Origin of the sequence: Pseudomonas canadensis (assembly GCF_030980095.1) — a bacterium.
Lineage (GTDB): Bacteria > Pseudomonadota > Gammaproteobacteria > Pseudomonadales > Pseudomonadaceae > Aquipseudomonas > Aquipseudomonas canadensis.
The window spans coordinates 2,176,041-2,191,310 of record NZ_CP133298.1 but is presented as its reverse complement, the minus strand read 5'-3'; the positions used below and the strand labels follow the sequence as shown (position 1 = coordinate 2,191,310).

General features: G+C 60.6%; 12 protein-coding genes. 10 read left to right on the top strand and 2 right to left on the bottom strand.

Annotated features, from left to right (window positions below):
* The first annotated feature begins 10 nt into the window (after positions 1-10).
* The 3 genes from RB216_RS10270 to RB216_RS10260 all read left to right on the top strand — a co-directional run bounded on the left by RB216_RS10270 (position 11) and on the right by RB216_RS10260 (position 4,499).
* Positions 11-1,357: a glutamine synthetase family protein gene (locus RB216_RS10270; RefSeq protein WP_308908645.1), complete on the top strand. Its 1,347-nt coding sequence runs from the start codon at positions 11-13 to the stop codon at positions 1,355-1,357.
* Positions 1,358-1,391: 34 nt separating this feature from the next.
* Positions 1,392-2,492, top strand: coding sequence for a DNA alkylation repair protein (locus RB216_RS10265; protein ID WP_308908644.1), 1,101 nt, complete (start codon positions 1,392-1,394; stop codon positions 2,490-2,492).
* Between the two features lie 147 nt (positions 2,493-2,639).
* Positions 2,640-4,499, top strand: coding sequence for a DUF3857 domain-containing transglutaminase family protein (locus tag RB216_RS10260; RefSeq protein WP_308908643.1), 1,860 nt, complete (start codon positions 2,640-2,642; stop codon positions 4,497-4,499).
* 24 nt (positions 4,500-4,523) lie between these two features.
* Here RB216_RS10260 and RB216_RS10255 read toward each other — a convergent pair whose 3' ends face one another.
* Complete coding sequence (locus RB216_RS10255; protein ID WP_236318848.1) at positions 4,524-5,414, bottom strand: LysR family transcriptional regulator; 891 nt, start codon at positions 5,412-5,414, stop codon at positions 4,524-4,526.
* 308 nt (positions 5,415-5,722) lie between these two features.
* On the opposite strand from RB216_RS10255, the gene RB216_RS10250 reads away from it, so the two are divergent.
* The 6 genes from RB216_RS10250 to RB216_RS10225 all read left to right on the top strand — a co-directional run bounded on the left by RB216_RS10250 (position 5,723) and on the right by RB216_RS10225 (position 13,368).
* Positions 5,723-7,369 carry a GMC family oxidoreductase gene (locus RB216_RS10250; protein ID WP_308908642.1) on the top strand — a complete coding sequence of 549 codons (1,647 nt, stop codon included), beginning with the start codon at positions 5,723-5,725 and terminating at the stop codon, positions 7,367-7,369.
* Between the two features lie 65 nt (positions 7,370-7,434).
* A complete protein-coding gene (locus RB216_RS10245; RefSeq protein ID WP_028619603.1) occupies positions 7,435-9,060 on the top strand; it encodes an MFS transporter in 1,626 nt (541 codons plus the stop codon).
* A gap of 133 nt (positions 9,061-9,193) precedes the next feature.
* Positions 9,194-11,143 (top strand): DNA topoisomerase III, encoded by a 1,950-nt coding sequence (locus tag RB216_RS10240; protein WP_308908641.1) that lies wholly within the window; start codon positions 9,194-9,196, stop codon positions 11,141-11,143.
* Between the two features lie 129 nt (positions 11,144-11,272).
* The gene (locus tag RB216_RS10235; protein WP_028619602.1) at positions 11,273-11,713 is read left to right on the top strand and encodes a CBS domain-containing protein; all 441 of its coding nucleotides are present in this window, start codon (positions 11,273-11,275) and stop codon (positions 11,711-11,713) included.
* A gap of 8 nt (positions 11,714-11,721) precedes the next feature.
* Complete coding sequence (locus RB216_RS10230) at positions 11,722-12,567, top strand: NAD-dependent protein deacetylase (protein WP_122684223.1); 846 nt, start codon at positions 11,722-11,724, stop codon at positions 12,565-12,567.
* 471 nt (positions 12,568-13,038) lie between these two features.
* Positions 13,039-13,368, top strand: a complete 330-nt coding sequence (locus RB216_RS10225) for a hypothetical protein (protein WP_016977362.1) — start codon at positions 13,039-13,041, stop codon at positions 13,366-13,368.
* 156 nt (positions 13,369-13,524) lie between these two features.
* Here the strand turns inward: RB216_RS10225 and RB216_RS10220 are convergent, their stop codons facing one another.
* Positions 13,525-14,424, bottom strand: coding sequence for a LysR family transcriptional regulator (locus RB216_RS10220; RefSeq protein WP_028619600.1), 900 nt, complete (start codon positions 14,422-14,424; stop codon positions 13,525-13,527).
* Between the two features lie 133 nt (positions 14,425-14,557).
* On the opposite strand from RB216_RS10220, the gene RB216_RS10215 reads away from it, so the two are divergent.
* A complete protein-coding gene (locus tag RB216_RS10215; protein WP_010211319.1) occupies positions 14,558-15,256 on the top strand; it encodes a CoA transferase subunit A in 699 nt (232 codons plus the stop codon).
* The last annotated feature ends 14 nt before the right edge of the window (positions 15,257-15,270 follow it).

The following is a 15,270-nucleotide window of genomic DNA, read 5'->3' as shown; positions in this document are numbered from 1 at the left end:
AGTTGCACCCGTGAAAAGCCATGCCTCCACGTTACTGGCCGAAGTACGGACCTTTCGCCAGAACCATCCCGATGTGCGCTACGTCGACCTGATCGCCCTGGACATTCCCGGGCACTTCTACGGCAAGCGCTACCCCATCGAGATGCTGGAAAAAGTCGCCGCCGGCAGCCCGCTGAAGCTACCGCAGAACGCCGTGCTGCTGGGGGTTCAGGGCGGGTTGTTCAAGATTGGTGATTACTGCTTCAACGACGGCGACCCGGATGCCAACCGTCGTCTGGTGCCAGGCACGCTCAAGCCGGTGAGCTGGGAGTCGCAGCCCCTGGGCCAGATGCTGATCACCTCGGACGGCACCGAAGCGCCCATCGAATTCGAACCCCGCGAAGTGCTGGCCAAGGTGCTCGAGCGCCTCCAGCACAAGGGCATCCACCCGGTGGTGGCGTTTGAACTAGAGTTCTACCTGTTCGACAAAAAGCTCGACAACGGCCTGCCACAATTCGCCCGTGACCCACTGAGCGATGACCCCGACGACCAGCCCAACTTGCATATCGAACGGCTTTCGCGCTTCGGCGAAGTGCTCGACGATATGGCGCAAACCGCCAAGGACCAGGGCATCGACATCACGGTGATCACTGCCGAGATCGGCCCCGGCCAGTTCGAGATCAACTTCGGCCACCTCGACGATGGCATGCGCGCCGCCGACTGGGCCGCCCTGTTCTGCCGCAGCACCCGTGGCGTGGCGCTCAAGCACGGTTACCGCGCCAGCTTCATGGCCAAGCCGTACCTGCAATACCCCGGCAGCGGCATGCATGTGCATGTCAGCCTGTATGACGGCGCTGGCAATAACCTGCTGGCGGCGCACCAGCAGCAACCGCTGCGGCACGCTGTGGCCGGCTGCCTGGAATTGTTGCCCCATTGCATGCCGATCTTCTCGCCCAACCACAACGCCTTCCGCCGCCTGGGCGGTACGGTCAACGCCGCTACACGTGCCAGTTGGGGCTTTGAAGACCGTGACGCGTGCGTGCGCATTCCCGAGTCCGACCCACGCAACCTGCGCATCGAGCATCGGCTGGCCAGTGCCGATGCCAACCCGTACCTGGTGCTGGCGGCGATCCTCGTCGGCCTGGAACACGGCCTGGAAGCCAAGCGCGAACCCATCGCCCCGCTGAACGAAGATCGCAGCAGTGGTACCGACTTCCCACTGGAAATGCTCGGCGCGGTACGTGCCATGCAGCACCAACCGGTATTGCGCGATAAGCTGGGGGCCGAATTTGTCGACGTGTACTGCGAAAACAAACGCCAGGACCACCTGGCCTTCCAACAAGAGATCAACGCGCGGGAATACCGCTGGTTTCTCTAACCGCCACTTTCTCTAACCGCCACCGGAATCACCGATGACCGACCAAAGCGCCCCGGCCCTCAAGGAAATCTTTAACGTCGAACGCCTGCAACACATCGCCGATGAAATGACAGCGGTGTACCCGGCGTTCGACGCCAAGGGCTTCCTCAAGCACGCCAAGGCCGGGTTGGCCGAGTTGTCGGTGATGCAGCGCATGGCGCGGGTCAGCGAAAGCCTGCACGCGGTGATCCCGCTGGATTATCCGCAGACCCTCAAGCTGCTGCATGCACTGGCGCCGCGCCTGAACAGCGCGTTTGTCAGCCTGTTCCTGCCGCATTTCGTGGCAAGTTACGGGTTGCACGACTTCAAGCGCTCCATGGCAGCTCTTAAATATTTCACCACCTTTGGTTCCGCCGAATTCGCCATCCGCCACTTTTTGCTGCACGACTTCCCGCGCACGCTGGCGGTGATGCAAACCTGGTCGCTGGATGACAACGAACACGTGCGCCGCCTGGCCAGCGAAGGTTCACGTCCGCGCCTGCCTTGGTCATTCCGTTTGGCCGAAGTGCAGGCCAACCCCGAGCTGTGCGCGTCGATCCTCGACAACCTCAAGGCCGATAACAGCCTCTACGTACGCAAGTCCGTGGCCAACCACCTCAATGACATCACCAAGGACCACCCGGAATGGGTGCTCAGTCTGATCGAAGGTTGGAACCTGGAGAACCCGCACACCGCGTGGATCGCCCGCCACGCCCTGCGCAGCCTGATCAAGCAAGGCAACACCCGCGCACTGACGATCATGGGTGCGGGCGCCAAGGCCGAGGTGAAGATCCACCACCTACAGGTCACGCCGGCGGTGATCAACCTGGGCGACCGCATCAACCTGTCGTTCAGCCTGGAGTCCACCGCCACTACCCCACAGAAACTGGTGGTGGACTACGCCATCGACTACGTGAAAAGCGCCGGCCACAGTGCCGCAAAGGTGTTCAAACTCAAGGCGTTTACCCTCGGCGCTGGCGAACTTCACAGCATCCGACGTGAGCAACATATCCGCGAGTTGACCACGCGTAAGCATTACCCCGGCAAGCATGTCGTCCATGTGTTGATCAACGGCGAGAGGCTTGCCAGCGCCGACTTCGAACTGCGAAACGACTGACACAAATCAAAGAAAAGGCTCTAGAACGGGCCTTTCAGCCACATAAATTGTCGAACAATCCTGGCTTTCTCAGTTGCGATCCATTATCATCCAGCGCCTTCTCGCTACCCATCGGGTAGCTGTTTCAATGTGTCACCCGAGGCGCCCATGTACCGTTTTTCGTTTCACCGCCCCCTGATTGCCATCAGCCTGGGGCTTGTTGCTCCTGGCGTGTTTGCCGCGCTGCAACCCCTGGCCGAAGCACCACTGGCCAGCGACACCGAGCTGCACTGCCACTTCAACCGCGACGCCAGTACCGACTGCACCACCACCTACCGCTATACGATCCTCAAACCGAGCGGCCGCGAAATGCTCTCGCGCATCGACTTCGATTATTCCGAAGGCGACACCTTTGAAGTGATCAGCGCGCAGTCCACCCAGCCCGGCGCCAAGCCAGTGGCGCTGGATGCGACGCAGATCGACACCCGCACCGCGCCCAATCCGGACCAGGGCTTCAGCCGCGACAAACAGACCTCGCTGGCCTTCCCCAACCTGCGCGTCGGCACGCAGATTCGCTACACCGTGCGCGAGCACCACGCCGCCAAACCCTTGATGACCCAGTTTCACTACGTGCTCAAATTCGGCGCCAGCCCGGCGCGGCGCGACCGGTTCAAGGCGCGTTTTACTGCCGAGCGCCCCATCCAGTGGCGCAGCGAACTGTTCGAGGGTTTCAGCGTAACGCCGTCGCAGAATGGCAAGACCCTGGACGTGGTGCAAAAGGCCCCGACCTACCTCAACTACATCAACGAAGCCTCCAACGCCGCGTTGCTGCGCATCCCGCGTATCGAGATAGGCAGCGCCCTGGAGCGCCAAGCGTACTTCGGTGCGTTCGCGCAGCGCTACAACCAGATCCTCGGTGCCAACCTGCCGCCACAAGGTGCTGCTGCCGTGGTTGCCGTGCGCGGTTTGGCGCCGGCCGAACAGGTCGCGGCATTGATGCAGCACATCAACGATCACTATCGCTACCTGGGTGATTGGCGGGCGACAGAGCGCGGCTACGTGCCCTTCAACCTCGCTGAAATCGAACAACACGGTTATGGCGACTGCAAGGACCTGGCAATCCTGCTGACCGCCTTGCTCAAGGCCAGTGGCATCAAGGCCGAGACCGCCTGGGTCAGCCGGGGCGATGTGGTCGAGTCGCTACTGATCCCCGGCACCCAGGCGCCGAACCACGCCATCGTGCGCGCCGAAGTGGACGGCCAGGTGTGGTGGCTCGACCCGACCAACCCGGTGTTCGCCCCCGGCCAGGTCATGCCCGATATCCAGGACCGCTGGGTGCTGGTCAACGACGCCCAGGGTCAGGTGCGCGAGGAACATATCCCGCTGGAACGCCCCGAAACCACCCTGCGCCTGGACAAACAGGTGCACTACGACAAACAAGGCGACGGCGCGACCCAGGCCACGATCACCTTCAGTCGCCTGCCGCTGATGCAACTGAGCGTCGCCGACCGCCAGCAAGGCAGCACCGCCACCGACCAGGACATCTGCGCCAACTTCGGCAACGAGATCAGCGACTGCCAGATCACTCGCCCGGCCACCGGCTTTGTGGTGCATGACGGCTATACCGTCACGGCCAAAATGACTGATCAGCGTGCGCTGGAAAAGCTGGCGAATGACTACGTATATAGCGATGAATCGCTCAAGGGTCGTTGGGATGGTTTTATCAACTACCGCCGCCAAGGGCAGCAGGCCGAGCTTGATCTGGGCAACCCGCAAACCCATGACTACAGCATCACCCTGAGCGGCGGGCGGATGGAAAAAACCATCCCGGGTTGCCAGGTGCGTTCGCCGTGGTATGACTTGGACCTGCAGGGTTCGCAGGAGAATGGCGGGCTGCGTTATCACTATCGCCTGAGCCAGAAGGTGCGTTGGTTGAGCCGTGATGAGATTGTCAGCAAAGCGTTCGGGAAAATGATCGAGGATGCACGGGCTTGCGCGGAGCAGGTGCATCAGGTGGTGAAACTCTAACCCCTCTGTTGGGCAGGCCTGGCATCAGGCCTCGCCCAACAACAACCCCTGCTCCCGCGCACACAACTCCACCACATAATCCCACAACACCCGCAGCCGCACCGATTTGTGCAACTCCCGGCGCGAGCTGATCCAGTAGCTGCGCTGGATCCCCTCCCCCGGCAGCAACGGCACCAGTTCCGGGTCGCCGGCCGCCATGAAGCACGGCAACACCGCAATCCCCAACCCGGAGCGCGCGGCTTGGTGCTGGGCAATCACGCTAGTGCTGTGGAACACCACCTTGGGGTTGCGGCAGAAGCTGCTGAGGAATTTGAGTTCCTGGCTGAACAGCAAGTCGTCCACGTAATCGATCCACGCGTGCGCGGCGAGGTCTTCGCGCTTTTCGATCGGTGGGTTGCGGTCCAGATAGGCACGGCTGGCGTAGAGGGCCAGGCGGTAGTCGGTGAGTTTGCGGGTGACCAGTTGATCGACGCTGGGGCGTTCGAGGTGGATGCTGATCTCCGCTTCGCGGTTGAGAATGCTGACAAAGCGTGGCACCGCCACCAATTCCACTTCCAACCCGGGGTAGCGATCAAATAGCCCACTCATGCGACTGGCCAGGAACATCACGCCCAAGCCTTCGGCCACGCCGAGGCGGATCTTGCCCAAGGGCGCGGCGGAGTGGGTCAGTTCGTCTTCGGCCAACAGCGCGACGTTTTCCATGGCTTCGGCGTGCTTGAGCAGCGCTTCGCCGGCCGGCGTCAGTTCGTAGCCCTGGGCATGCTGCACGAACAGAGCGGTGCCAAGGCTTTTCTCGATCGCCTCAATATGCCGGGCCACGGTGGCATGCGTGGTTTTCAGACGTTGCGCGGCGGTGAGCAAGCGGCCGCTGCGCTGCAGCTCCAGAAAATACCGCAGGTCGTTCCAGTCGAACATGACGCCTCCCTCACTTGGACATAAATACTGTCTAAAGCTGTACCCGGTACCTGTGGTGAGCGAGCTTGCTCGCGCTGGGCTGCGCAGCAGCCCCAAAACCGGAAGCCTCGTTGCATCTGAAAAACCGCGTTTGCATGCAGGAGGGGCCGCTTCGCGCCCCAGCGCGAGCAAGCTCGCTCACTACATTGAGCAAAGCCCCAAGGGTCATGCTGTTTAAAAACGCACAGCAGCTGGGTAAAAACTAACATTTTTAAGACGAAAACTAACAACTAGGATGGAGCCAATAAGAAAAACAAGCGAGGCCTCAGATGCCCATTGCAACTGCTGAATACGATTACATCGTCGTAGGCGCCGGCCCCGCGGGCTGCCTGCTGGCCAATCGACTGTCCGCCAACCCTGCCCACCGCGTGCTGCTGCTTGAAGCCGGCGGCCGTGACAACTACCCCTGGATCCACATTCCCGTCGGCTACCTGTTCTGCATCGGCAACCCACGCACCGACTGGTGTTTCAAGACCGAAGCCCAGGAAGGCCTGCAAGGCCGTGCGCTGAGTTACCCACGGGGCAAGGTGCTGGGCGGTTGCTCCTCCATCAACGGCATGATCTACATGCGCGGCCAGGCTCAGGATTACGACGGCTGGGCCGCAGAAGGCAACTCGGGCTGGGCATGGAAAGACGTGCTGCCGCTGTTCAAGCAGAGTGAAAACCACTTTGCCGGTGGCTCGGAGTTCCATAGCGATGGCGGTGAATGGCGCGTCGAACAGCAACGCCTGCACTGGCCGATCCTCGATGCCTTCCGTGATGCGGCCGCGCAAAGTGGTATTGCCAACATCAATGACTTCAACCAGGGCGACAATGAAGGCTGCGGCTACTTCCAGGTCAACCAGAAGGCCGGCGTGCGCTGGAATGCGGCCAAGGCGTTCCTCAAGCCGGTCCGTCAACGACCCAACCTGACAGTATTGACCGAAGTGGAGGTCGACCGCGTACTGCTGGAAAACGGCCGCGCCTCCCAGGTAATCGGACGCCAGCAGGGCCAGCAACTGAGTTGGAAGGCACGCAAGGAGATCGTCCTGTGCGCCGGCTCCGTGGGGTCGCCAGGCATCTTGCAGCGTTCGGGAATCGGTCCATCCAGTGTGCTCAACCCCTTGGGCATCGACGTACTGCACGAACTGCCGGGCGTTGGTGGCAACTTGCAGGACCACCTGCAACTGCGGCTGATCTACAAACTGGAAAACGCCCGCACCCTCAACCAGATCGCCGGCACGCTATGGGGCAAGATGGGCATGGGCCTGCGCTACCTGTATGACCGCAGCGGCCCATTGTCGATGGCGCCCAGCCAGCTCGGCGCATTTGCCCGCTCGGGTCCGGAACAGACCTCGGCCAACCTCGAATACCACGTGCAGCCGCTGTCACTTGAGCGTTTCGGCGAACCGCTGCACGCATTCCCGGCGTTTACCGCATCGGTCTGCGACTTGCGCCCGCAAAGTCGCGGACGCATCGACATTCGCTCGGCCAACCCGGCGGATGCACCGCTGATCCGCCCCAATTACCTCAGCCATCCGGAAGATTTGCGGGTGGCCGCTGATGCGATCCGCCTGACACGCCGTATCGTCGCCGCCCCGGCGCTGAGCCAGTTCAAGCCGGTGGAATACCTGCCAGGCGATTCGCTGCAAACCGAAGACGAATTGCATGAAGCCGCCGCGCGTATCGGTACTACTATCTTTCATCCGGTTGGCACATGCCGCATGGGCAGCGATAAAGACGCGGTGGTGGATGCGCAACTGCGGGTGCATGGCGTGCCTGGCTTGCGCATTGCCGATGCCTCTGTCATGCCGCGCATCACGTCCGGCAACACCTGTTCACCTACGCTGATGATCGCGGAGAAGGCCGCGCAGCTGATCCTTTCGCCGAATACAAGGAGTCTCGCCCCGGAGAAAGAACTGGTTCATGCAATCTGAATAGCGGCGCCAGACCTGGCGCCGACAGTGGAACAACAATAAATAATCACTGTGAGGGCTACCCGATGTCAGAACATGCTCAACCCCTGGGTTCGGCGGTCAACACCGTCATCACCCGCAACGACTCAAAGAAGGTCATCTTCGCCTCGTCCCTGGGGACGGTGTTCGAATGGTATGACTTCTTCCTCTACGGCGCCCTCGCGGCGGTGATCAGCAAGCAGTTCTTTGCTGGGGTCAACGACACCACGGCGTTCATCTTTGCCTTGATGGCCTTTGCCGCCGGCTTTGTGGTGCGACCGTTCGGCGCGCTGGTGTTTGGCCGCTTGGGCGACATGATCGGGCGCAAATACACCTTCCTCGTCACTATCATCTTGATGGGCGTGGCGACTTTCTGTGTCGGGCTGTTGCCGACCTACGCCAGCATCGGCATTGCGGCACCGATCATCCTGATCGTGCTGCGCATGCTGCAAGGCCTGGCGCTGGGCGGTGAATACGGCGGCGCAGCGACCTACGTGGCGGAACATGCGCCAGCCGGCAAACGCGGCTTCCACACCAGCTGGATTCAATCCACCGCGACCCTCGGCCTGCTGCTGTCACTGCTGGTGGTGCTGGCCTGCCGTTACTTCACCGGTGACCAGTTCGAAGTGTGGGGCTGGCGCATTCCGTTCCTGTTCTCCATCGTGCTGCTGGGTATTTCCACCTGGATTCGCATGAGCCTGCATGAGTCGCCGGCGTTCCTGAAAATGAAAGAGGAAGGCAAGTCCAGCAAGTCGCCGATCCGCGACTCGTTTGGTAAATGGGAAAACCTCAAGATCGTGCTTATCGCCCTGTTCAGCATCAACGGCGGCCAGGCGGTGACCTTCTACGCGGCGCAGTTCTATGTGCTGTTCTTCCTCACCCAGTTCCTGAAAATGGACCCGGCCCTGGCCAACATGCTGCTGATCATCAGCGTGGTGATCGGCGCGCCGTTCTTTATCTTCTTTGGCTGGCTGTCGGACAAGGTGGGCCGCAAGCCGGTGCTGATGCTCGGCCTGCTGCTGGCGACCGCGCTGTACTTCCCGATCTTCAAGAGCCTGGCGCACTACACCAACCCGGCGATGGACCAGGCCAGTCACCAGGCCCCGATCACCGTGCTGGCCGACCCGGCCACTTGCACCTTCCAGTTCGATCCGGTGGGCAAGGCCAAATTCGACAGCCCGTGCGACAAGGTCAAGACCTTCCTGGTCAAGCAGGGCCTGCCCTACAGCAGCGCCGCCGCACCGGCCGGCAGCCCGGTGCAGGTGAGCGTAGGTGACGTACGCATCGACGGGTTTGACGAAAAAGCCCTGCGTGGCGCCGTGACCCTGGCCGGTTACCCGTCTTCGGCGGATGTGGCGCAGGTCAACAAGACCATGGTGGTGGTGCTGATCGTGGCGCTGATCCTGATTGCCGCCATGTGCTATGGCCCCCTGGCTGCGTTGATGGTGGAGTTGTTCCCGACCCGCATCCGCTACACCTCGATGTCCCTGCCCTACCACATCGGTAACGGCTGGTTTGGCGGGTTCTTGCCGACCGTGTCGTTCGCGCTGGTGGTGTACACCGGCGATATCTTCTACGGCCTGTGGTATCCGGTGGTGGTGACCGGGGTGAGCCTGATCGTGGGGCTGTTCTGCCTCAAAGAAACGCGGCATGTGGATATTGATAACAACTGACTGAAGGCGCCCCTTTCCCTTGCCGGGCGGGGGCGCACACAAATTGCTGTATATCCATACACATAATAGTTGATCAAATCCCTTCTTTTGCCCATTCTGCTCTTCATTCAATAGCGTAACGAACGGGCTGAGCATGCGGCTGTACCTCTGTGAAAAACCTTCCCAGGCCAAGGATATCGCGGCCGTACTCGGCGCCAGTCGCCGGGGCGATGGCTGCTGGCTGGGCAATGGCGTCACGGTTACCTGGTGCATCGGCCACCTGCTGGAAACCGCGCCGCCCGACGCTTACGACGAAAAGTACAAACGCTGGGTGCTGGCCGACCTGCCCATCGTCCCGGAAAAATGGAAGATGCGCGTCAAGCCCAAGACCGCCAGCCAGTTCAAGGCGGTCAAGCGTTTGCTGGGAGAAGCCCAAGAATTGGTGATCGCCACCGACGCCGATCGCGAAGGCGAGATGATCGCCCGCGAGCTGGTGGAACATTGCCGCTATCGCGGGCCGATCCAGCGTCTGTGGCTGTCGGCCCTCGACGATGCCTCCATTCGCAAGGCCCTGGCGGCCCTCAAGCCCGGCGCCGAGACCTTCAGCCTGTACCACTCGGCCCTGGGCCGTTCCCGCGCCGACTGGCTTATCGGCATGAACATGAGTCGTTTGTTTACCTTGTTGGGGCGCCAATCCGGTTACCAAGGCGTCTTGCCCGTGGGACGGGTGCAAACGCCGACCTTGCGCCTGGTGGTGGACCGCGACCGCAGCATTGCCGATTTTGTGCCGGTGGCATACTGGGCGATCGATGTCGATCTGCGCCACGAACGCATGACGTTCACCGCCCAGTGGCGTGCGGCCGAGGATGCCTGTGATGACCAGGGCCGGTGCCTCAACCCGCAACTGGCACGAGACGCAGCCGATGCCATGGCCAATGCCGCCACCGCACGGCTGGTGAAACTGCGTACCGAACGCATGCGCGAAGTCGCTCCCCTGCCCTTTGACCTGGGCACCCTGCAGGAAATCTGCTCGAAGAAACTGGGGCTCGGCGCGCAGGAAACCCTGGATATCGCCCAATCGCTTTATGAAACCCACAAAGCCATCACCTACCCGCGCAGCGATTGCGGCTACCTGCCACCGAGCCAGCACAGTGACGCGCCGAAGATTCTTGCTGCGCTGGGGCGCGCTGATGCAGCCGTAAACGAGCTGATGCCACATATCGACCCGCAACGCCGCTCACGGGCGTGGAACGATGCCAAGGTCAGCGCCCACCACGGCATCATCCCGACCGGCGCCGGCAAGGATGTCGGGCAACTCACCGGCAAGCACCGTGCGGTCTACACCTTGATTCGTGCACGCTACCTGGCGCAGTTCCTGCCCAACCATGAATACGACCGCACCCAGGCGGATTTCGACTGCGCGGGGCAAGCGTTGCGCGCGGTGGGCAAAGTGGTGATCGACCCGGGCTGGAAACGCGCCTTGCCCGAAGCCTTGGCGCCAGCCAAAGGGCGTGAAGCGCCAGCCCCACAAGCGTTGCCGGCATTGGTACAGGGCCAGGACTATGCCGTGGCCAAGGTCAACCTCAAGGACCTGTGGACCCAACCGCCCAAGCCCTTTACCGAAGGCGACCTGATCAAGGCGATGAAAAACGTCGCCAAGCTGGTGGAAGACCCGCTGCTCAAGCAAAAGCTCAAGGACACCACCGGCATCGGCACCGAAGCCACCCGCGCCGGCATCATCCAGGGCCTGTTGGACCGTGGCTACCTGGTGAAGAACGGTAAGGCGCTGTCGGCCACCCCGGCAGCGTTCAGCCTGATCGACGCCGTGCCTCGCGCTATCGCAGACCCCGGCACCACGGCGATCTGGGAGCAGGCGCTGGATATGGTGCAAAGCGGTGAAATGAGCCTGGAGGAATTCGTGGCCAAACAGGCGGCCTGGATGAGCAAGCAAGTGGCACGTTGCAATGGCATGCGCATGACCATCACCGGCCCGGCCAGCCCGGCAGGCCGAGGCGCCGCGCCGTGGAAAAAGAAACGCAAGAGCGCGCCACGCAAGACTGCAGCCAGCCCTAAACGGACGAAAAAGCCGACAACTGCGGGGTAAATCGCGAAAAAAACCGGCGAATGACGTTTTTCGACGGGTTTAACGCCGCTTTGGACCTTGCCGCCGCGCGGGCCGTCTAGGATTCTGTAAGGGGAGCCTGACTAACCAACAAAAACCGGAGTGGCCGCCATGAAAACCGTTGCAGAAGTGCTCAAAGCCAAGGACAAGAAAAACCAGGAAGTCCATGTCATCAAACACGACCACACCGTGTTTGAAGCACTGGTCAGGATGTCGGAGAAAAACGTCGGGGCCTTGCCGGTCGTCCAGGATGACGTGGTGGTAGGCATCATCAGCGAGCGTGATTACGCCCGCAAAATCATGCTCAAGGGGCTATCGTCGGTCACCACAAAGGTGCATGAGGTGATGAGCTCTCCGGTGATCACCGTCGACACCCATAAAAAGGTGGATGAGTGCATGAACATCATGACCGACAGTCACCTGCGCCACCTGCCGGTGGTCGAAGACGGCAAACTGTTGGGCCTGCTCTCCATCGGTGACTTGGTAAAAGAAGCCATTGCCGACCAGGCTGACCTGATCAAACAGCTGGAGCAGTACATCCGCGGCGAATAGGGGAACCCATGCTCGACATGCTGGAACATCAAGAGGACCACCTCGACACCCTGTACCGGGCCATGGCAGACCGGCGTTTTCTGGTGTTGACCGGTGCCGGGATCAGCACGTCGTCGGGCATTCCCGATTATCGCGACAGCGAAGGCGTGCGTCGGGGCAAGGCGCCAATGATGTACCAGGAATTCCTCGCCACCCCGCAAGCGCGGCGCCGTTATTGGGCGCGGGCGATGCTGGGGTGGCCAAGGGTCCGCATTGCACAACCGAACAAGGCGCACCTGGCCCTGGCGACGCTACAACAGCGCGAGCGCATCAGTGGGTTGATCACCCAGAACGTCGACACCCTGCATGATCAGGCCGGCAGCCATGACGTGATCGAACTGCACGGCAGCCTGCACCGGGTGCTGTGCCTGGATTGCCAATTGCGCAGCCAGCGTGACGCAATCCAGCGACAGATGGAAATCGACAACCCCTATTTGGCGCAGGTCCACGCGGTGCAGGCGCCGGATGGCGACACGTTGCTCGACCCTGCTTTGGAAGAACACTTCCAGGTCCCCCGCTGCCCCCATTGCGATGGCGAACGCTTGAAGCCGGATGTCGTGTTTTTTGGCGAGAACGTAGCGCCAGCAACAGCAGCCAGGGCGATGGCTGCGGTAGAGCATGCCGAGGGTTTGCTGGTGGTGGGCTCGTCGCTGATGGCTTATTCGGCGTTCCGCCTGTGCAAGGCCGTGGTCGAACAGGGCAAACCCGTCATTGCCATCAACTTGGGCAAGACCCGGGGGGATGAGCTGCTACAGGTGAAGATCGAAGCTGAATGCGAGCGCTTGTTGCCCTTGCTGGCTGAGCGATTAGCCTGATATCCGCCTGACTTGCACCTCCAGAAAATGACGCCCAAGTCACGTTTTCCCGCATTCTCCCTTCACCACGGCGATTTATGTAGTGATCAAAAATAATCACTACATAACCGTTGACGTAACCTTTTTGTCCTTGCATTATCGAGACGTCTCCCGGATCGGGAGCGTTGGCAACAAGCGTTTTGAACAAGCTCGTCTGACCGCCGAGCTGTTTTTTCCGGATGTGCACTGCCCACAAGGCGGATTGATGAAGCTGACCGGCCCGCAGGGCTCGGTACAAGGCGCTCAAATGCGGCTTGTCTTCGTTATGAAAGCATTGCGTAGCAGTTCATCAGCAAGACTACATGCATCAGGTTCAAGACCCTGCCCTTATTCGGCAGACAGTCGCCGACGCCCGGTTTTCGCAACCGGAGACAACTAAAGATGTTTTAACGAACCAACTGATAGATCGCCAACTGGTCAAGGGGCTTACACATGAATCTGAACAACCAACCAACTATCGATGAATTGGCTGAGATGTTCGCAGCGCAGAAAGACACACTCGACGACCATATCCTGTGGATTGGCAAATCGGGCGAAGTCCAAATCGACTGCCTGGCGCCCCACACCGAAGAAGCCGAGTTCGACCGCAATAACCGTGAATTGGCGGCGCGCCTGAAGATGTACCGTCGCGGCCAGGGTTATGTCGGCAAGAAAGCGGCGGCCGATCGCAACTTTATCGAGCAGGTCTTCCACACACTTAATACCGAATGGCAGAACCTCAAAGGCCAATCGCACGTTAAAGTGATTGATAGATACTGCTGATAAATACTAATTAGCTTATTAAGTCCGCTCGGTTAGCCGAGCGGGCTTTTTTATTGCCATTATTCTTTTTTATCAACGCAAATTTGCCGGCGACGCATTCTTGAGGACACCGCCGTGCCCAAGACCGCTATCGTCGGCAAGCCGGCTCCTACAGGGTCAACGTGGGAAGCGGCCTTTTGCGGCTTCATCCCGGAAAATATCAAACAATACTTGCGCCGCTGCCGAGAGTTCATGTCCTGGCTTAGTCAGCACACCAATCGGCCGTTCGATCACCGGATCGCTCAAGGTAATGCAATGGGCGCCCGCCTCCTCCATTTGCCGTGCGCACAACGCTGGCACCGCGCTGACACCCAAACCACTCGCGACCATCTTGCCCACTGTCGCCAGTTGATGACTTTCAAGGGCGACCGGCAACTTCATCTGTAAAGCGCCCAAGTGTTCTTCCAGCATCACCCGTACCGTCGACGGCCGTTGCAACGTGATAAACGGCTGCTCCAGCAAGGTTATCCAATCGATTTCGGCGCAGGCAGCCAAGGGCGAATCACCCGGCACCACGGCGATGAAGCGATCGAGGTACAACGGCGTAAACGCCAGTGATGAGCCTTCAGCAGGCTCAAACGCCACGCCCAGCTCCACCTGCCGGTCGCGCACCATCTCCAGCACTTGCTCATTGATCAAGTCATGCACGGTCACATTCACCTGCGGGTAACGCGCGCGGAATATCTTCAGGATCGGTGGCAGCAAATTGCCCGCAAACGATGGCATCGCCGCGACCGTGACTCGCCCGCGTTGCAGGGTGAAACGCTGGCGCAGTTCGTCTTCGGCGTTGTCCCAGTCGGCAATCAGCCGGCGCGCCAGGGGCAGCAGGGACTCGCCCTCAGGCGTCAGGGCAACGTTGCGTGTATTGCGGCTGAACAGGCGCCCACCCAGGCCTTCTTCCAGCCCCTTTATGGTCAGGCTCAGCGCCGATTGGGAAAGGTGCAGGCGCTCGCAGGCGGCGGCAAAACTCAGGCTCTGGGCCACGGCGAGAAACGCGCGCATCTGTTTAACTGTCATGACGCTACTCCAAATGGCCGGGCGACTATGCTGTTTTTTAAATCAATCAACCTTAAAAAACAACTTAACAAATCAATCAGCCGGAGCAACACTCGACTCATTGGCTGGCCCACAAACAATAAAAGAGGTGCATATGGCAGGTTTCGATAAACGCGTGGCGTCCTACGAGGAAGCACTGGCAGGCCTGGAAGACGGCATGACCGTACTCTCCGGCGGTTTTGGCCTGTGCGGCATTCCGGAAAACCTCATCGCCGAGATCAAGCGCAAAGGCACCCGCGACCTGACCGTGGTTTCCAACAACTGTGGCGTCGACGGTTTCGGCCTGGGCGTGTTGCTGGAAGAAAAACAGATCAGCAAGGTAATCGCTTCCTACGTCGGTGAAAACGCCCTGTTCGAGAAGCAATTGCTCAGCGGCGAAATCGAAGTGGTGCTGACCCCTCAAGGCACCCTGGCCGAAAAAATGCGCGCTGGCGGCGCCGGCATCCCTGCGTTCTTCACCGCGACCGGCGTCGGCACCCCGGTGGCCGAAGGCAAGGAAACCCGCGAATTCAACGGTCGTCCGTACCTGATGGAAGAATCCATCACCGGCGACTTCGCCATCGTCAAAGGCTGGAAAGCCGACCACTTCGGCAACGTCATCTATCGCCACACCGCCCAGAACTTCAACCCGTTGGCCGCCACCGCCGGCAAGATTACCGTGGTCGAAGTGGAGGAAATCGTCGAACCGGGCGAGCTGGACCCGGCGCAGATCCACACCCCTGGCATCTACGTCGACCGGATCATCTGCGGCACGTTCGAGAAGCGCATCGAACAGCGCACCGTGCGCAAATAATCCGCCCCCAGCCC

Bases quoted from the DNA above. Each gene is read 5' to 3' on its own strand.
- RB216_RS10260 (WP_308908643.1), top strand. From the start codon at position 2,640: ATGTACCGTTTTTCGTTTCACCGCCCCCTGATTGCCATCAGCCTGGGG.
- RB216_RS10240 (WP_308908641.1), top strand. From the start codon at position 9,194: ATGCGGCTGTACCTCTGTGAAAAACCTTCCCAGGCCAAGGATATCGCG.
- RB216_RS10230 (WP_122684223.1), top strand. From the start codon at position 11,722: ATGCTCGACATGCTGGAACATCAAGAGGACCACCTCGACACCCTGTAC.
- RB216_RS10225 (WP_016977362.1), top strand. From the start codon at position 13,039: ATGAATCTGAACAACCAACCAACTATCGATGAATTGGCTGAGATGTTC.
- RB216_RS10245 (WP_028619603.1), top strand. From the start codon at position 7,435: ATGTCAGAACATGCTCAACCCCTGGGTTCGGCGGTCAACACCGTCATC.
- RB216_RS10255 (WP_236318848.1), bottom strand. From the start codon at position 5,414: ATGTTCGACTGGAACGACCTGCGGTATTTTCTGGAGCTGCAGCGCAGC.
- RB216_RS10220 (WP_028619600.1), bottom strand. From the start codon at position 14,424: ATGACAGTTAAACAGATGCGCGCGTTTCTCGCCGTGGCCCAGAGCCTG.
- RB216_RS10235 (WP_028619602.1), top strand. From the start codon at position 11,273: ATGAAAACCGTTGCAGAAGTGCTCAAAGCCAAGGACAAGAAAAACCAG.
- RB216_RS10215 (WP_010211319.1), top strand. From the start codon at position 14,558: ATGGCAGGTTTCGATAAACGCGTGGCGTCCTACGAGGAAGCACTGGCA.
- RB216_RS10265 (WP_308908644.1), top strand. From the start codon at position 1,392: ATGACCGACCAAAGCGCCCCGGCCCTCAAGGAAATCTTTAACGTCGAA.
- RB216_RS10250 (WP_308908642.1), top strand. From the start codon at position 5,723: ATGCCCATTGCAACTGCTGAATACGATTACATCGTCGTAGGCGCCGGC.